Genomic DNA, 16497 nt, shown 5'->3' on the forward strand with positions numbered 1-16497 from the left:
CGCACCGGCGCGGCACCTGACGGCTGGTGGTGGCTCGGTGCGCAGGGCGTTGCGCGGCCACCGTCGAGCGCACCGCCCTCCAGCGCCGAAATCCCGATTGCCCGGCCAGAGCGGGCGTCGCTACCGTTGCTTTCCATGACGCCCCGCTGCTTCGCCACCACGTGGATCCGCCGCGCCTGAGCGCGGTGGCAAGCCCTTCCGTCTCCGCCGCGCCTGTGAACCCCCATCACTTCAACGGGTACGGAGATCCCCGATGTTCACCCCCTACCGTGAGCTCGACGCGCTCCTGGACGAGTTCGTCCACACGGTCCGCGGCATCCTCGGCGACACGTTCGTCGGCGCCTACCTGCAGGGCTCCTTCGCGTTGGGCGCCGCAGACCTGCACAGCGACTGTGACTTCGTCGTCGCGACCACCGTCCTGCCCTCGGGGGACGCGGAGGCCCGACTCCGCCGGCTCCACGACGAGATTCCCACCCGCCCGGGCCTCTGGACCAAACACCTGGAGGGCTCCTACGCGGACACCGCGTCCCTGCGCGGCGTCGCCGGGCTCGGGACGCCGTGGCTGTTCTGCGACCACGGCCACCGCGAGCTGACCTGGGACACCCACTGCAACAGTCCGCACGCCCGCTGGATCCTTCGGAACCGCGGCATCACGCTGGCCGGGCCCCCGGCCGCCGAGCTCGTCGACGCGGTGCCGCCCGAGGCTCTGCGCGAATCGATGCGCGCGATGCTGCCCGGTCTCCTGGCCGGCCTGCGGACCTGGGCCCGCTTCGACGTGGCCTGGAGCCAGCGCTACGCCGTCACCACCTACTGCCGGGTGCTGTTCACCCTGCACACCGGCGAGGTGGCCTCCAAGCGCGGCGCACTGGAGTGGGCATGCGAGGCTCTCGACCCGCGCTGGCGACCCCTGTTCGTCCAGGTGATCCAGGACCGGGAGTTGGGCTGGGACCCGGCCGATCCGCCGAGGCAGGGCAGCCTCGAAGCGACGTACGCCTTCGCCGCCTATGCGGAGTCGTTCGTCGATTGACGCAGTCGGGCCCTGCGACCGCTGACGGCGCGGTGGCACGCGGGGCGGTATTTGAATACCGGGCCTGCTAGCGTGTCGCTGTCCGCCGCCGGTATTCAAATACCGGCGGTCCTTTCGACCGGGCGGCCGGGCGGCCGTCGTGCAGGGAGCTGTGCCGTGATCGAGCTGAAGACGCCGCAGGCGATCGAGAAGATGGCCGTCACCGGCCGGTTCGTCGCCGGGGTGCTGGCGGAGCTGTCGGCGCTCGCCGAGGTCGGGCGGGACGTGATGGACCTCGAGTCGCGGGCCAGGAAGCTGGTGGCGGACCGCGGTGCCGAGTCCTGCTACTGGGACTACGCGCCGTCCTTCGGCCGCGGCCCGTTCCGGAACGTGATCTGCCTGTCGGTGAACGACGCGGTGCTGCACGGGCAGCCGCACCCCTACGTGCTGCGCGACGGGGACGTGCTGAGCCTGGACTTCGCGGTGTCGATCGACGGCTGGGTGGCCGACTCGGCGGTGACCGTCATCGTCGGCACCCCGGACGAGCAGGACGTCCGGCTGGCCGAGTCGACCCGGGCGGCGCTGGACGCGGCGATCGCCGCCGCCGTGCCCGGCAACCGGATCGGGGACGTCTCGGCGGCGATCGCCGCGGTCGGTCAGGGCGCCGGCTACCGGATCAACACCGACTTCGGCGGCCACGGCCTGGGCCGCACCATGCACGAGGACCCGCACGTCCCCAACGTCGGACGGCCCGGCCGGGGCCTGGTGCTCAAGCCCGGCCTGACCCTGGCCCTGGAGCCGTGGTGGTGCACCGGCTCGGCGAAGCTGCGGGTGGACGCGGACGGCTGGACGCTGCGCTCGGCGGACGGCTCGCGCGGGGCGCACTCCGAGCACACGGTGGCGATCACCGAGGACGGGCCCCGGGTGCTCACCGTGCTGTCCTGAAGGGGCAGTTCGGCCACGGCGGGTGACGGCGCCGTGGACGGTGGGTGGCGGCTGTGGCCCGTCCCATAGGCGGAACGCTGGACAGTCGGCGCGCCGTCAGTGCCGGGTCACGGAGGGTGCGCGGTTCCCCGCCCGGGGCGGTCAAAACCGGTGAGCCCGGTCACAACCGCCGGCGGCCGGGCCCGGAAAATCGCGGTCCGGCCGGTCCCCGAAGGGCGCTGTACCGGCGGTAACAAGGGCCTGACCTGCGTAAACCTTGGAATGCTTGGAGTTCGGCGAAAGCGCCCGTAGCTTCGTAACCAGTGCAGGGCGCACTACCCGGGATCACCCGAAACCAACGCCCCGGCGCGGCCGACCGGCCGCCCGACGGGCAGGGTGACCGCGACGGAGAGCAGGTCGGACCTCGACCGCGCCGTCCGATCCACAAGCGCGAGAGACCGCAGGCCCGTCCGGGCCCCTGGTTCCGCCTTGCCTGCCCGGGGCATCCGAAAGGAATCGCATGATCTTCCGTAACGAGACTGCCGCCACCACGACCGCCACCACCGCCGAGAAGGGCAACCGGAAGCGCAACCGCGTCCGGGCCGCCATCGTCGCCGGCAGCGCGGTGGCCGTCCTCCCGGTGGCCGGCCTCGTGACGGCGACCTCGGCCTCGGCCGCGGACGTGTCCACCTGGGACAAGGTCGCCCAGTGCGAGTCGACCGGCGACTGGTCGATCAACACCGGCAACGGCTTCTACGGTGGCCTGCAGTTCACCTCCTCCACCTGGGCCGCGTACGGCGGCACCGCCTACGCCCCGCAGGCCAACCAGGCCACCAAGGCGCAGCAGATCGAGATCGCCGAGAAGGTCCTGGCCGACCAGGGCCCGGGCGCCTGGCCGGTGTGCTCCGTGCAGGCGGGCCTGACCAAGGGCGGCGCCGCCGCCCAGGTCGACACCTCCTCGTCGACCACCAGCAGCAACACCACCACCAGCAGCTCCAGCAGCTCGAACAGCTCCGCGAGCAGCAGCACCGGCACCAAGTCCGCGAAGTCGGCCACCACCGACTCCGACTCGGCCGCCACCAACACCGCCGACAGCGGCACCTCCTCCCACCAGGGCCACCAGTCCTGGAAGAAGAGCGCCAACACCGGCGGCGGCAGCTACACCGTCAAGGCCGGCGACACCCTGAGCGCCATCGCGGCCGCCAACGGCACCACCGTGGACGCGCTGTTCAGCGCCAACGCCCAGACCATCGGCTCCTCCGCCGACGTCATCTACCCGGGCCAGGTCCTGACCGTCTGATCCGGACTGTCTGATCCGGACCCGATCGGGCTCCGGCAGGAGCGCACGCACGACGCCGACGGCCACCCCTCATGTCGGGAGGGGTGGCCGCCGGCGTTCCCGCGCGCGGGGCCGGTCAGTCGAACCAGTCCGGCTCGGCGGCGTCGATCAGCTCGCGCAGCGCCGGACGGTCGTGGAACGCGCCCGAGAGCAGCGCGCCCAGCTCGCGCAGCGCCGCCGCGTCCTCCCCGTACGCCACGAACATGCCGGCCTCCGGGTCGTACCGGAACCGGCCCTCCAGCTGCGGCGCCCGGGAGCGGACGGCGGAACGGGCCACCGCCTCCCAGCCGTAGCCGCCGTTCTGCTGGCCCGCCGCCTCGAACACCTCGTCCACCTCGACCATCCGGTCGTCGGTCAGCAGCAGGCCGTACGCACCCGGCTTGTGGTCGTACTCGATGAACACCAGCGGGGCGAAGGTCTCACGATCAGTCATGGTGCGGACGCTAGCGGTAGCCACTGACAACCCGGCCCGGCCGGGGCCGGGCCGGGCTCACAGCGGGAGGACCTCCTCGACCGCGCTGGTGCCCGCGCCGGGCCGGGACTCCCAGTGCCAGGTCTCGTCCAGGCGCAGCCGCCCGTCGGCGAGCCGGGTCAGCACGCTGGTGCAGTGGCCCGAGGCGGTCTCCCCGGCCCGGTTGAGCTGCACGTACCGGAAGTCGACGGTGTCGCCGGCCCGGGTGCCGACCAGGTGGCCGTGCACCACCCCGCCGCCCCGGTAGTCGGCCCACACCAGGCCGTCCTCCTCGTGGTAGGCGAACCGGGTGCCCGGGTCGACCTCGCCGCCCTCGGGGCGGGACACCGGCGCGAACTCCAGCCCGTCGAGCGAGGGCAGCAGGGACGGCGGGGGCAGCACGGAGGACATGGCGGGCTCCTTGGGGCGCGAGGAGTGGGTGCGCGCCCAGTCGACCACGTCGGGCCGCCCGCCGACCGGGGCATCCGCATCATGGACAGCGACGCTCGGTGCCCAATTGCCCTGCCGGTGAAGGCGGGTGACCGGGCCTCGCGCTCCGCGGCAGGCCGTCGACGCCGATCCGGGGCGCCCCCGGCGCGGTGGAGGCCGAACGGAGGCCGAAGGGTGGCCGAACGGGGCCGAAGGGCGGGCGGACGGGACGGGGGCCCCGGGCGCCGAGCCGGGCGTCAGTCGTCGAGCAGCAGCCGCTCCAGGGCGGCGCGGGCGCGGGCGTCGGAGCCGGCCCGGACGGTGACGGCGGCGGCCAGCTCCCGGGTCCACTCGTCCAGGGGCACCGGGCGGCGCGACAGCACCACGCCGCGCACCACCCGGCAGACCTCGGCCGCCGCCCGGCCCCGGGACACCGTCAGGCTGAGCCGCTGGTCGCCCAGCGTGACGTCCAGCCGCTCGATCCGGCCGGGACGGCCGGCCAGCCGGTCGGCCAGGCCGCGACCGCGCTCGACCGCCACCGCGTCGGCGGGCAGCGCCTCCGCGAGGGCCCCGGCCAGGACCTGGGCGTACACCTCCAGGTCGGCGGCGTCCCGGCGCAGGGCGGCCGCCAGCAGGTCGATCGACTCCTCGTCCCGCGCGGTCGGTTCGAGCCGGCCGTCGTCGCTCATGTCACTCCTCGGTGCGGTCGGTGCGGTCGGTGGACCGGTGCAGCCCTGACCCTAGCCGTCCAGGCTCAGCACCATGGTGGGCCGTTCGATCTCGTGGTCCTCGCGCAGCGGGCGGACGGCGGTGCCGATCGCGAAGAACTCGGTGGTGTGGCCGCCCCAGCGGTGGTTGTGCGCGTTGAGCTGCACCCCGACGATGCCCTCGGCGCCCAGCTCCTCGGCCTCGACCTGCATCCGGGTCATCGCCAACTCGCGGGCGTCGTAGAGGGCCTGGGTGAACGGTTCGATCTCCACGTTCTTTCCGAGGTTGGAGAAGACCGCGCTCACCTTCTGGTGCGCGATGTGGTACACGCAGGTGCCCATGGTCATGCCGAGCGGTGCGTAGCCGGCCCGGATCAGGGTCCAGAAGTCCTGGCCGGAGAGGTCGGAGGTGAACGGCTGGCCCTTGTTGTTGCGCCAGCCGGTGCCGCCGGGCGCCGGCTGGTCGGCCTTGACGGCGGTGCCGATCGCGATGAATTCGGCGATGTCCGAACCGAATTCGCGGGCCTCCACGCTCAGCCGGACGCCGACGATCCCGTCCGCGCCGAGCGCCGCGGCCTCGGCCTCCATCCGGGTCATGGCCAGTTCGCGGGCGTGGTACATCGCCTGGCTGAGCGTCTCCAGCTCCTGGTTCTTGCCCCAGCGGCCGAGCTGGATCCCGACGTGGTAGATCGAACTGCCCAGGACCAGGCCGATCGGCTTGAACCCGGCCTCCCGCACCAGCAGGAACTCGTTGACCGACAGGTCGCTGGTGAAGATCGAGCCGGGCTTGCCCGGCTGCAACTTGGCGAGGCGCCGCATCGCGTCGGCCGGCACGCCCTGGGCGGTGGGATCGGAGCTGCTCATCTGGTCAATCTCCCCTTCGACTGTGCTGATGGTGCGCGGTGGGCCGTGGGCCGTGGGCCGTGGACCGTGGGCCTAGCGGCGGGCCGCCCGGTCCAGGCGGCGGCGCAGCCGGTCGCCGTCGCCGTTCAGCGGCATGACGGTGAGGGTGCGCGGTCGGGCGGGCGCGCCGGCGAAGCGGGCGACCGCGGTGCCGTACAGGACGTTCTCGGTGATGTGGTCGGTCTGCTTGTCCCGGTACATGCAGGGTTCCTGCCAGACCCGGAGGCTGTTGTCGGCCAGGATCATGCCGTCGCCGCCGAGCCCCGCCACCTGCCGGCGGACCTGGGCCCGGGCGTCGGCCCGGACCTGCCGGACCAGGTCGGTCCAGCCGTCCACCTCCTGGTTCGACCAGGAGTACCGCTGCATGCCCGTCCGGTAGTCGTCGTGGCGCACCCCGACCGACATGCCGGCCAGCAGGCCCACCGGCACCCAGCCCGCCGTGACCAGCTTGGCGAAGCCCGTGCCGTCCAGGTGCGAGGTGAACGGGCGGTACGGCCGCACCCCGCCCGCGGCGCGCACCGCCGTGCCGATCACCTTGAACTCCAGGCAGTGCGGCGCCGCCGGGAACGGGGCCACCGTCAACTGTGCCGCCACCACGCCGTCGCCGCCGAGCGCCGCGCACTCGGCGGTCATCCGGCCCAGCGCGGCGCGCCGGGCGTCGTCCAGCACCTTCACCAGGGCGGCCGAGGGCGCGCCGTCGCCCGACAGCGCGACCGGGGCCGGCTTGTCGTTGAACCACCCGCTCCGGTAGCCGCAGGCGTGGTAGCCCCAGTAGCGGCCGCTGCGGCCGACCCGGTACACCGCCGACCCCATCACCTGGCCGACCGGCTCGAAACCGACCGACCGGATCGCGGCGAACTCGCCCACCGGCAGGGCCGACGACCAGGTGCCGTCGGCCCGCTCCCGGGCGATCCGCGCCGCCGCGACGGGCGGCAGCCCCGTACCGTCCCAGGACTCCGACACGGCGCCCACCCCCCCTGTTCCAGCAAACCCGCCGGCCTGTCGCCGGGCCCCGACCGAGCACCCTACGCACCGTTACGGACGCGGCGCCAGGGAGGTGGGGTTCCCGCGCTCCGGCGCCCGGCGGCGGCTCAGGAACCGGAGTCGTCCCGGTCCGGCGGCGGGTCCTCGAAGTCGACGTCCACGTGCTGCTCGGGGCGGCGCTCCTCCTGCCGGACGAGGTCCTCCAGGACCTGCTCGTCCGGGCCGGTCAGCGGGGGCTGGAGCAGCGAACGGGGCCACAGGCGGCGGGCGAGGACGGTGTTCGACTCGGCCGCGTACACGGTGATCTGGGCGGCCAGGTAGATCCAGGAGAGCAGGCCGATCACCGTCGCGAAGAAACCGTAGACGGCGGTGGCGTGCCGCAACTGGTGCGCGACCAGGGCCGCGCCGAACGCCTGCAGGACGGTGAACAGCGGGCCCGCGAGCAGGCTCCCGGGCAGCAGCGCACGGGCCGGCACCTCCTTCGGGGTGAGGATCCGCAGGCAGGCCAGGAACAGCAGGGTGTTCAGCACGGCCGACAGCAGCAACCCGCCGACCCGGGCCGCCGGGCCGCCCAGCGCCGCGCCCACCAGCGCCGCCGCGGCCGTGGCCAGCAGCAGGCCGGTGCCGAGCGTCACGAACAGCGCGAGGCTGCGCCCCAGCCGCGACCAGTACCCGGGCCGCCGCACCCCCGGGACGTTCCACACCTCGGCCATCGCGTGCTGCAGCACCTGCGCGATGCCGAGCGCGCCGTACAGCAGGCCCGCCACGCCGATCACCAGGGCCAGGCCGCTGCCCTGCACCGAGTGCACGTTCGCCCGCAACTGGTCGCCGATGATCGGGAAGTCCGCGAGCGCCGAGTCGACCACGGCCTGCTGGGCGTCCGGGTGCCCGTGCAGGACGAAGCCGAGCACGGTGGACAGCAGGAGCAGCAGCGGGATCAGCGACACGAAGCCGTAGTAGGTGATCAGCGCGGCCAGCAGCCCGCCCCGGTCGTCCCCGTACTTCTTGACCACCCCGAACACGACGGCCAGCGGGCGGTGCCGCTGCTGGGTGCGGTCGACGGTGCGCAGGGCGCGTTCGACGGGGTTCATGGAGAGGTCTCCGGGCGGCAGGGGCAGCAGGGGCGGCAGGGGCGGGGTGGTGTCGGCGGGCGGTACTGCGGGCGGGTGGGGGCGACGGGGGCGACGGGGGGCACGGTGCGGGCTCCTTCCGCGTGACGGACGGCACCGGGGCGTATGCCCGGCCGGCGGGTGTGAACGCGCGGGTGGGGGAAAGGCGGACAGGGAAAACGGATTCGGGTGCGCGGAGGAGGCAGGGCAGGTGTGGTGGTGGAGCGCGGTACGGCTGGCGGTGGTCGGTGCGGCGGTGGGGCTGGTGCTGTACGTGGTGGACCGGCTGGTGGAGCTGACGACCCGGCGGCTGTCGGCGGGGGCGGCGACGGTGCCCCGGGTGCTGCGCGGCTGCCGGAAGCCGATCCTCGCGGTGGCCGGCTGCGGGCTGCTGCTGGCCGCGATGCCGTGGGTGCGGGCGCCGGACGGGGTCGACCACCTGCTGGTGCTGGCGACCATCGGCTCGTGCGGCTGGCTGGCCGCGCGGGCGGCCGCGCTGCTGCTGGAAGGGGCGGTGCGGCTCGCGGTGCGCCGCCGGGACGCGGCGTGGGCCGGGCGGGCCCGCACCCAGGCGGGGCTGCTGGGGCGGATCCTCCAGGCGGCGATCGCGCTGCTTGCGCTGGCCGCGATGCTGATGACCTTCCCGGCGGTGCGGGTGGTCGGCACCAGCCTGCTGGCCTCGGCCGGGCTGGTCGGCGTGGTCGCGGGCATCGCGGCGCAGAGCGCGCTGTCGAACCTGTTCGCGGGCATCCAGATGGCCTTCGGCGACCTGGCCCGGATCGGTGACGTGGTGGTGGTCGGCGGCGAGTGGGGCACCGTCGAGGAGATCACCCTGACCGCCGTGGTGATCGCCACCTGGGACCAGCGGCGGATCGTGATGCCGATGTCGTACTTCGCGGGCCGCCCGTTCGAGAACTGGTCGCGCCGCTCCGAGCGGATCACCGGCACCGCCCTGCTGCACCTGGACCACAGCACGCCCGTCGACCTGCTGCGCGAGGAGTTCGAGAGCTACCTGGCGAAGCACCCGCGCTGGGACGGCGAGGGCAGCGCCCTCCAGGTCGTCGACACCACCCCCAGCACCCTGGTGGTGCGCGCCCTGGCCACCGCCGCCAACGCGGGCGACGCCTTCGAGCTCCGCTGCGACCTGCGCGAGCACCTGGTGGGCTTCCTGCGCGAGCACCACCCGTACGCGCTGCCCCGGATCGCGGTGGCGACCGCGCCGGGTGAGCGGTCGGGTGAGCGGCCGGGCGAGTGGTCGGGTGAGCGGGAGCGGCGGCCCGGGTGGCCGGAGCAGCGGCGGTCGGGGCCCGAGGGGGCCTGAGGGGGCGGAGAGGGCTTGAGGGGGTCTGAGGGGGAGCGGGGCAGGGGGGTCAGGCCGGGCCGATCCGGGCGGCCCGGCGGGTGCCGTTGCGGCGCAGGGCGCCGGGCGGTTCGGGCACTCCGGCGGCGGCCGCCGCCAGGATCGCATCGGGGTGGGTGAGCGCGCCCCACCAGGCGGCGCCGTCGCCCTCGGCGTCCGGGGCGGTGGCTGGGGCGGTGGCTGGGGCGGTGCGCAGCCAGGCGGCCGAGGCGGGCAGCAGGACGTGTTCGCCGGGCAGCAGTCCGGGCAGCGTCCAGCGCAGCGCGCACCGCTCGTACAGGTACTGCTCGCCCCAGTCGAGGGCGTCGCGGTACACCGCCTCCCGGTACCCGGCCCAGCGGGTCGGCACGTCCGGGTCGCCGTCCGCGCGCCCGCAGATCGTCTCCGGGTCGTCACCGGACAGGGTGAACTCGAAGCCGCCGCCGACGATCTCCAGCGCGGCGACGCCCTGGGTGCCGTTGTAGCCGGCCGAGGTGCCGGGCGGCGGGCCGGTGAGCGCGGCGGTGAACACCGGGCGGCGCAGCTCGCGGCGGGTGCGCAGGCACCACAGCGCCCCGCAGGCCCCCTCGGCGGGGCGGGCGAAGTCGACGGGCTCCGGGGCGTACCCGGTGACCAGCAGCTCCAGTTCGGTGCCCGGTCCGGACCAGCGGGCGACCAGCGCGCCGGACGGCAGCCGCCACAGCCGGTCGGGCTGTCCGGGCAGCGCGGCGCCGTCCAGTTCGGCGGTGAACGCGAGCGGCCCGAGCGGCGTCGCGAAGTCCGGCGCGGCGGCCGGGAGGACGGGGACGCGCCGGACGTACGGCAGCAGCAGGGGGTTCACCGGGGTGGGCTCAGACCGGCTCGCGGACGATCCACAGCCGGGTGCCGGTGTGGGCGGGGCCGGGGACGAGCAGGAAGACGAGCCGGCCGCCGCGTTCGCGCTCCACCCTCGCCACCCAGCGGGACACCGCGACCACACCGCAGGCCGCGCCCGCCAGCAGCATGCCGCCGGGCATGCCGTCCCGCGTGCCGCGCCAGCCGATGAACAGCGTGCACAGGACCAGGTAGCCGATCATCCGGCGCGGCGGCAGGTAGGACCCGGGCTCCCCGGGAGGCAGCCCGAACCCCGCGGGGAGGCGGTCCAGCGGCTTCGCCAGCCGCTTGGAGAAGCAGCGGGCCCACCACCACCCGCTGAACAGGAAGGAGGCGCCGAAGAACGCACCGGCGAAGGCGACGCGCGTCGTGAGCGCGTACCGGTCGGACCACAGGAAGGACGGCAGGCAGCCCACCAGTCCCGCCAGGAGGAACGGTCCGCTCATGGTGCGCAGGTAGTCGGTGGTGCGCACCAGGCGCTGTGGTCTCTCCAACGGATCCCCCGGGACTCGAACGCGTTCGTCCGCGAATGCGCGGCATCGTAGCGCCCGGCGGAGCGGCGGAGCAGCGGTGGATCAGAGGTAGTCCTCCAGGCGCGCGATCGCGAAGCCCTGCGCGGTGGCGGCGTCGACGACCCGGCGCAGCATGTCCGGCATGGTGCCCTTCCAGTCGGCGGAGGGGGCGCGGAAGTGGGTCAGCACGATGTCGCCGGGGTGGAAGACCTGGTCGGCGTAGCGCCACTCCAGGTGGTCGGGGAACGCCTCCTCGGTCCACAGCGGGAAGGCGGTGATCCCGCAGGAGGCGGCGGTGCGCAGCGCGGCCTCGGTGTACTCGCCGTACGGGGGGCGGAACAGCCGGGGGCGGGTGCCGGTCTCCTGCTGGAGGCGGTCCTGCTGGCCGCAGATCTCGCGCTGGAGGGCGGCGGCGTCCAGGCGGCGCAGGTCGGGGTGGGTGAGTGTGTGGTTGTCGATGCCGACGCCGTGGGACTGCAGGCCGCGGAAGTAGCCGTAGTCGGAGCGCGCCAGGTAGTCGGAGAGGAAGACCGTCATCGGGACGCCCAGTTCGGCGGCCATCGCGGCGAACCGCGGGTCCTTCTCGGCGCCGTCGTCCACGGTCAGGAAGATCACCTTGTCGGTGGTCGGGACGCGGCGGACCACCGGCGGCAGGCCGGGCGTGCGCTCGACGCCGGGGCCGTCGGCCAGCTCGGGCTTGCCGGCGGGCGGGGCGGGGGCGCGCAGCGGGAGCGCGGCCAGGCCCCAGCGCTGGGCGGCGGCGAGGGCCTGCTGCCGGGCGAGTGCCTGCTCGGCGGCGGCGAGGCGGCCGTTGGCCTCCTGTCCGGCGGCGGCCTGCGGGCGGGCGGCGGGCATCGCGGCGAGCGCCTGCCGCGCGGCCTGCGCGGCCTGAACGGCCTGGGCGGCGGGAGCTGCCTGGGCGTCGGCCGGGGCGGCCTGGGCGTCGGCGGGCGGGGCGGCCGGGGCGGAGGAGCGGGCCGCCCCGGGGGCGGGGTCCCGGGGGTGCAGCGCGGAGCAGCCGACGGCGAGGGTGGCGAGCACGGTGAGGGCGGCCAGGCTACGGCGGTGGTGGCGGCCGGACCGGACGGGGGCGGTGCTGCGCTGGGCGGTGCTGTGCGGAGCGGTGCTGCGCTGGGTGGTGCTGCGCTGGGCGGTGCTGCGCGGTGCGGTGCGGTGGGAGACGGTGCGGTGGGGCGTGGCGGAGGGCTTCGGCATACCGGCCGATGATCCCCTTGTCATATCTGTCGTACTCGACACGCCGTCGCCGGTCACCCGGACGGACCGGCGCCGTCCCCCGTTTGACGCGCCCCGACCGGCGGCGTACAGAGAAGAACATGCACCCGGGTGTCCCGGCGGACCCCAGCGGCCCGCCACCACGCACCGACCCCGGCCCGGCGCGCACCGGCCCCCCGTCCGGCGACGCCCGCCCGCACCGGGACACCGCCGCCGAGCCGCTGCTCGCCGACGGCCTGCTGCGCGCCGTCCGCGCCACCGCCGCCTACGGGGGCGTGCTCTACCTGCACTCCGCCGACCGCCGCTCGCTGGCCGTCGCCGCCGTCGTCGGCATCCCGCTCAACCTGCTCGAACCGTTCCGGCGGATCGCCGTCGCCGCGCCCCTGCCCGTCGCCGACTCCTACCGGGGCGGGCGCACCATCGTGCTCGCCGACGCCGACGACACCATGCGCCGCTACCCCCGCCTCGCCGTCGGGCTCCCGTACGCGCACGCCTCCGCCACCACCCCCGTCACCGCCGGCGACCGCACCTACGGCGCCATCGCCGTCTTCTGGCCCGCCGACGGCACCCGCCCGCCCGCCACCACCCGCCGCCAACTGCGCACCGCCGGCAACCGGTTGGCCACCGCACTGCTCCCGTACGGCGACCGGGTCGGCGGCGAGGAACCACCCGTCGTGGTGCCGCTGCCGGTGCCCGGCGGCGACGGCGTCCGGGTCGGCTTCTTCGACTGGGACCTCGAGACCGGCCGGATCGCCGTCGACGAACGGCTGCGCGAGATCCTCGGCACCGGCCCGTTCGACGGCCGCGGCGCCACCCTGCTGGAACGCGTCGCCCCCGAGGACGTCACCCTGCTGCGCGAGGCCGCCCGCCGCGCCGCCCGGCAGGGCCGCCCCTTCACCCACCGCGTCCGGCTGCGCGACCCCGGCGGCGGCACCCGGCAGCTCGACCTGCACGGGCAGCCCGTCGCCGACCCGGCCCGGCTGGTCGTCGCCGTCCTCGACGCCACCGCCGCCGCGGCCGCCACCGCCGCCGTCGAACGCCTCCGCGACGGCGTCTTCGCCCTCGACCCCGACGGCCGGGTCGGCTACGTCAACCGCAGCGCCGAGATGCTGCTCCACAGCACCCGCGCCGACCTGCTCGGCCGCCGCCCCTGGGACGCGCTGGGCTGGCTCGGCGACCCCGCCTACGAGGACCGCTACCGCTCCGCGATGCTCTCCCAGCAGCCCACCGCGTTCCTCGCCCGCCGCCCGCCCGACCACTGGCTGGCCTTCTCGCTCTACCCCGACGCGCACGGCCTCACCGGCCGCATCGTCCCCGCCGCCCCCAGCACCGACACCACCCTCCCCGAAGCCCCGCCGCCCACCCCCGCACCCCTCGGCGGCGTCTACCACCTGCTGCAACTCGCCTCCGCGCTCACCGAGGCCGTCACCGTCCGCGAAGTCGCCGACGCCGTCACCGACCAGATCCTGCCCGGCTTCGGCGGACAGGAACTCGCCCTCTACCTCGCCCGCGCCGGACGCATGCACCTGCTCACCCAGACCGGCTACCCCGAAGGCTTCCTCGACCCCTTCGAAGGCACCCCGATCCGCGCCCGGCTCCCCGGCACCGAGGTGTTCACCACCGGCGCGCCGGTCTTCTTCGAGACCCCGCACGAACTCTCCGCCGCCTACCCCGGCATCCCGCGCGACGAGATGGGCGCCTGGGCCTTCCTCCCGCTGATCGCCTCCGGCCACCCCGTCGGCAGCCTCATCCTCGGCTTCGACCGCCCCCGGGTCTTCAGCGCCGAGGACCGCTCCGTCCTCACCGCCCTCGGCGGCCTGATCGCCCAGGCCCTCGAACGCGCCCGCCTCTACGACGCCGAGTCCGCCGTCGCCCGCGGCCTCCAACAGGCCCTCCTCCCGCACCGGCTCCCCGCCGTCCCCGGCCTCGCCACCACCGCCCGCTACCTGCCCGGCACCCGCGGCATGGACATCGGCGGCGACTGGTACGACGTGCTGCCCACCCCTGACGGCGGCGTCGTCCTGATCATCGGCGACGTCGAGGGGCACAGCGTCAAGGCCGCCGCCCTCATGGGCCAACTCCGCAGCGCGGTACGGGCGTTCGCCAGCGGTGACGAACCCGTCGAGACCGTCGCCCGGCGCACCAACCAACTGCTCCTCGACCTCGACGCCGGACTGCTCGCCTCCTGCTGCCTGCTGCGCCTGCACCCCGCCACCCGCACCCTGCGCGCCGTCCGGGCCGGACACCCCCCGCCGCTGCTGCGCGAACCCGACGGCCGCACCACCGTCCTCGACCTCGACGGCGGACCACTGCTCGGCATCGACGGCGGGTTCGACTTCCCCGCCACCGAGACCCGGCTGCCGCCGGGGGCCACCCTCGTCCTCTACACCGACGGCCTGGTCGAATCCGCCACCGCGACCCTCGCCGAGGGCATCGACCGCCTCCGCACGGCCCTCGCCCACGCCCCCACGCTGGACCTCGAACCGCTCGCCGACCTGCTGGTGGGCCGGGCGCGGCAGGATGGTTGGCGGGCGGACGACGTGGCGGTGCTGGTGGCGCGGCTGGGTGAGGGAAGCGGGGCTTGAGGGGGCGTCACGATGAGGGGAGCGGGGCTTGAGGGGGCGTCGGGGTGCGGGGGCGGGGGAGGGGAGGGGTTCCGGCGGCGGCGAGGGGCGGTGAGTGGGCGGGGTGGGGGCAGGGCGGGGGCGGGGGAGGTCAGTGGGGGCGGACGAGGTGGCAGGTGTGGGCGAAGACGACGGCTTGGACGCGGTCGCGGAGGCCGAGTTTGTGGAGGATGCGGCCCAGGTGGGACTTCACGGTGGCTTCCGCGAGGTGGAGGGCGGCGGCGATCTCGGCGTTGGAGCGGCCGTGGCCGACCTCGACCAGGACCTCGCGTTCGCGGGGGCTGAGGAGGGCCAGCCGGGCCCGCTGCTCGGCGGTGTCGCGGGTGGGGAGGTGGGGGCGGAAGTCGTCCAGCAGGCGGCGGGTGATCCGGGGGGAGAGGACGGCGTTGCCCGCGGCCACGTCGCGGACGGCGGCGAGGAGTTCCTCGGGCCGGGTGTTCTTGAGCAGGAAGCCGGCGGCACCGGCGGCCAGCCCGGCGAAGGCGTACTCGTCGAGGTCGAAGGTGGTGAGGATGAGGACCCGGCTGCGCGGGACGAGGCGGGTGATCTGCCGGGTGGCCTCGATCCCGTCCGTCCCGGGCATCCGGACGTCCATCAGGACGACGTCGGGGCGCAACTCGCGGGCCAGGCGCACCGCTTCGGCGCCGTCGGCGGCCTCGCCGACCGGGGTCAGGTCGGGCTGGGCCTCCAGGATCGTGCCGAAGGCCAGCCGCAGCAGGGCCTCGTCGTCGGCGACCAGGACCCGGATCGTCATGCGGGCACCCCCCGGCGGTAGCCGGTGAGCGGGAGGCGGGCGCGCACTTCCCAGCCGCCGCCCGGCCGCGGTCCGGCCCGCAGGGTGCCGCCGTGGGCGGCCGCGCGCTCGTGCATGCCGGTGAGGCCCCGGCCGGGCGGGTCCGGCGGGGCGGGGAGGGCGGCGGGGTTGTCGTCGGTGACGCGCACGGTGACGGTCGCGGCCGAGCAGTGGACCCGGACCTCGGCGCGGGTGCCGGCGGGGGCGTGCTTGAAGGTGTTGGTCAGGGCCTCCTGCACCAGGCGGTGGACGGTCAGTTGGACGGTGGCGGGCAGGGCGGCGTGCTCGCCGTCGAGCTCGACCCGGACCGGCAGCCCGGCGGCGCGCATCCGGTCGGCCAGCGCGGCCAGTTCGGCGATGCCGGGCAGCGGGTGGCGCCGCGCGTCGGGGTCGTCCGGGTCGTCGGGGCCGTCGGGGCGGTCGCAGTCCCCGGGGCCGTCCGGTGCGCCGGGGCCGTCCGGTGTACCGGTGCGCAGCAGGCCGAGCGAGCGCCGCATGTCGGTGAGGGCCCGCCGTCCGGTCTCGGCGGCCCCGCGCATCGCGGTGGTGGCCTTCTCCGGCGCGCGGTGCTGGGCGTGCAGGGCGGCGTCGGTGAGCGCGACCATCACGGACAGGTGGTGGGTGACGATGTCGTGCACCTCGCGGGCGATCCGGGCCCGCTCCTCGGCGACGGCCAGCCGGGCCCGCTGCTCCTGGCGCTGTTCGGCGAGCGCGAGGTGGGCCCGAGCGGTCCGGGCGTGCCGGCCCAGGGTGGCGGCGGCCAGGACGGTCGCGCTCAGGGCGACGAAGGGGGCGAGGAACGCGTCCGGCGCGGCCCAGCGCAGGCAGGCCAGCAGGGCCCCGCCCTCCGCGACGGCGCAGGCGGTCAGCGCGGCGCGCCGCCCGGCGTACCCGGCCACCGCGTGCAGGGCCACCAACAGGGCGGCGTCCGCGGGCAGTTGGACGTCGGTCAGCCACTGGACGAGCGCCGCCGCGGCCACCGCGCCGAACGCCGCGCGCGGGGCCCGGTGCCGCCACGCCAGGGGCAGCACCAGGGCGCAGGTCAGGGCCGCGGCCACCGGGAGCCGGGCGGACGGCTGGGTGGCGGCGGCGTGCAGCAGCAGCGGGGGCAGGGCCAGCAGCGGCGGCAGTGACTCCCGTGCGGCGGCCGGGAGCCGGCGGGGGCGGTGGCGCGGTGGGTGGGTGGCGGCCGCCTCGGTCATCGCGGGGGTCCTGTCGGTCGGCGGGTGGGTCGGTCGGCGGGTGGGTCAGCGGGTGGGTGCGTCAGCGTG

General features: G+C 75.5%; 16 protein-coding genes. 5 read left to right on the forward strand and 11 right to left on the reverse strand.

The features are described from left to right. Positions 1-253: 253 nt before the first annotated feature. From ACFUEL_RS18145 to ACFUEL_RS18155, 3 genes are all read left to right on the forward strand, one after another. Positions 254-1027: an aminoglycoside adenylyltransferase domain-containing protein gene (locus ACFUEL_RS18145; RefSeq protein WP_380237315.1), complete on the forward strand. Its 774-nt coding sequence runs from the start codon at positions 254-256 to the stop codon at positions 1025-1027. A 156-nt stretch (positions 1028-1183) separates the two neighbouring features. Then, the gene (gene map / locus ACFUEL_RS18150) at positions 1184-1951 is read left to right on the forward strand and encodes a type I methionyl aminopeptidase (RefSeq protein WP_380237316.1); all 768 of its coding nucleotides are present in this window, start codon (positions 1184-1186) and stop codon (positions 1949-1951) included. Between the two features lie 499 nt (positions 1952-2450). After that, on the forward strand, positions 2451-3230 hold the full coding sequence (locus ACFUEL_RS18155) for a transglycosylase family protein (RefSeq protein ID WP_380237317.1): 780 nt from the start codon (positions 2451-2453) through the stop codon (positions 3228-3230). Between the two features lie 115 nt (positions 3231-3345). Here the strand turns inward: ACFUEL_RS18155 and ACFUEL_RS18160 are convergent, their stop codons facing one another. The 6 genes from ACFUEL_RS18160 to ACFUEL_RS18185 all read right to left on the reverse strand — a co-directional run bounded on the left by ACFUEL_RS18160 (position 3346) and on the right by ACFUEL_RS18185 (position 7834). Next, positions 3346-3702: an immunity 51 family protein gene (locus tag ACFUEL_RS18160; protein ID WP_380237318.1), complete on the reverse strand. Its 357-nt coding sequence runs from the start codon at positions 3700-3702 to the stop codon at positions 3346-3348. Positions 3703-3759: 57 nt separating this feature from the next. Further along, a complete protein-coding gene (locus tag ACFUEL_RS18165) occupies positions 3760-4131 on the reverse strand; it encodes a hypothetical protein (protein ID WP_380237319.1) in 372 nt (123 codons plus the stop codon). 275 nt (positions 4132-4406) lie between these two features. Then, positions 4407-4838, reverse strand: a complete 432-nt coding sequence (locus tag ACFUEL_RS18170; RefSeq protein WP_380237320.1) for a hypothetical protein — start codon at positions 4836-4838, stop codon at positions 4407-4409. 51 nt (positions 4839-4889) lie between these two features. After that, a complete protein-coding gene (locus ACFUEL_RS18175) occupies positions 4890-5720 on the reverse strand; it encodes a heavy metal-binding domain-containing protein (protein WP_380237321.1) in 831 nt (276 codons plus the stop codon). Between the two features lie 72 nt (positions 5721-5792). Beyond that, positions 5793-6722, reverse strand: coding sequence for a heavy metal-binding domain-containing protein (locus ACFUEL_RS18180; RefSeq protein ID WP_380237322.1), 930 nt, complete (start codon positions 6720-6722; stop codon positions 5793-5795). Positions 6723-6850: 128 nt separating this feature from the next. Beyond that, entirely contained in the window at positions 6851-7834 is a 984-nt protein-coding gene (locus ACFUEL_RS18185) for a YihY/virulence factor BrkB family protein (RefSeq protein ID WP_380237324.1), read from the reverse strand. A 229-nt stretch (positions 7835-8063) separates the two neighbouring features. Between ACFUEL_RS18185 and ACFUEL_RS18190 the strand changes: the two genes are divergently transcribed. After that, positions 8064-9173, forward strand: coding sequence for a mechanosensitive ion channel family protein (locus ACFUEL_RS18190; protein WP_380237326.1), 1110 nt, complete (start codon positions 8064-8066; stop codon positions 9171-9173). Positions 9174-9222: 49 nt separating this feature from the next. Here ACFUEL_RS18190 and ACFUEL_RS18195 read toward each other — a convergent pair whose 3' ends face one another. The 3 genes from ACFUEL_RS18195 to ACFUEL_RS18205 all read right to left on the reverse strand — a co-directional run bounded on the left by ACFUEL_RS18195 (position 9223) and on the right by ACFUEL_RS18205 (position 11791). Then, positions 9223-10032, reverse strand: a complete 810-nt coding sequence (locus ACFUEL_RS18195; RefSeq protein ID WP_380237330.1) for a hypothetical protein — start codon at positions 10030-10032, stop codon at positions 9223-9225. Between the two features lie 10 nt (positions 10033-10042). Next, positions 10043-10558, reverse strand: a complete 516-nt coding sequence (locus tag ACFUEL_RS18200) for a hypothetical protein (RefSeq protein ID WP_380237331.1) — start codon at positions 10556-10558, stop codon at positions 10043-10045. A gap of 81 nt (positions 10559-10639) precedes the next feature. Beyond that, positions 10640-11791, reverse strand: coding sequence for a polysaccharide deacetylase family protein (locus ACFUEL_RS18205; protein ID WP_380237332.1), 1152 nt, complete (start codon positions 11789-11791; stop codon positions 10640-10642). A gap of 119 nt (positions 11792-11910) precedes the next feature. On the opposite strand from ACFUEL_RS18205, the gene ACFUEL_RS18210 reads away from it, so the two are divergent. Continuing rightward, complete coding sequence (locus ACFUEL_RS18210; protein WP_380237333.1) at positions 11911-14394, forward strand: SpoIIE family protein phosphatase; 2484 nt, start codon at positions 11911-11913, stop codon at positions 14392-14394. A 130-nt stretch (positions 14395-14524) separates the two neighbouring features. Here ACFUEL_RS18210 and ACFUEL_RS18215 read toward each other — a convergent pair whose 3' ends face one another. Both ACFUEL_RS18215 and ACFUEL_RS18220 read right to left on the reverse strand, forming a co-directional pair. Then, positions 14525-15187, reverse strand: a complete 663-nt coding sequence (locus tag ACFUEL_RS18215) for a response regulator (RefSeq protein WP_380237334.1) — start codon at positions 15185-15187, stop codon at positions 14525-14527. After that, a complete protein-coding gene (locus ACFUEL_RS18220) occupies positions 15184-16428 on the reverse strand; it encodes a sensor histidine kinase (protein ID WP_380237335.1) in 1245 nt (414 codons plus the stop codon). The genes ACFUEL_RS18215 and ACFUEL_RS18220 overlap by 4 nt, the downstream gene beginning before the upstream one ends. Positions 16429-16497 lie beyond the last annotated feature (69 nt).

Origin of the sequence: Kitasatospora sp. NPDC057198, from assembly GCF_042670125.1 — a bacterium.
In the GTDB taxonomy this organism is placed as follows: Bacteria; Actinomycetota; Actinomycetes; order Streptomycetales; family Streptomycetaceae; genus Kitasatospora.

Bases quoted from the DNA above. Each gene is read 5' to 3' on its own strand.
- ACFUEL_RS18145 (WP_380237315.1), top strand. From the start codon at position 254: ATGTTCACCCCCTACCGTGAGCTCGACGCGCTCCTGGACGAGTTCGTC.
- ACFUEL_RS18155 (WP_380237317.1), top strand. From the start codon at position 2,451: ATGATCTTCCGTAACGAGACTGCCGCCACCACGACCGCCACCACCGCC.
- ACFUEL_RS18160 (WP_380237318.1), bottom strand. From the start codon at position 3,702: ATGACTGATCGTGAGACCTTCGCCCCGCTGGTGTTCATCGAGTACGAC.
- ACFUEL_RS18165 (WP_380237319.1), bottom strand. From the start codon at position 4,131: ATGTCCTCCGTGCTGCCCCCGCCGTCCCTGCTGCCCTCGCTCGACGGG.
- ACFUEL_RS18170 (WP_380237320.1), bottom strand. From the start codon at position 4,838: ATGAGCGACGACGGCCGGCTCGAACCGACCGCGCGGGACGAGGAGTCG.
- ACFUEL_RS18175 (WP_380237321.1), bottom strand. From the start codon at position 5,720: ATGAGCAGCTCCGATCCCACCGCCCAGGGCGTGCCGGCCGACGCGATG.
- ACFUEL_RS18185 (WP_380237324.1), bottom strand. From the start codon at position 7,834: ATGAACCCCGTCGAACGCGCCCTGCGCACCGTCGACCGCACCCAGCAG.
- ACFUEL_RS18205 (WP_380237332.1), bottom strand. From the start codon at position 11,791: ATGCCGAAGCCCTCCGCCACGCCCCACCGCACCGTCTCCCACCGCACC.
- ACFUEL_RS18210 (WP_380237333.1), top strand. From the start codon at position 11,911: ATGCACCCGGGTGTCCCGGCGGACCCCAGCGGCCCGCCACCACGCACC.
- ACFUEL_RS18215 (WP_380237334.1), bottom strand. From the start codon at position 15,187: ATGACGATCCGGGTCCTGGTCGCCGACGACGAGGCCCTGCTGCGGCTG.
- ACFUEL_RS18220 (WP_380237335.1), bottom strand. From the start codon at position 16,428: ATGACCGAGGCGGCCGCCACCCACCCACCGCGCCACCGCCCCCGCCGG.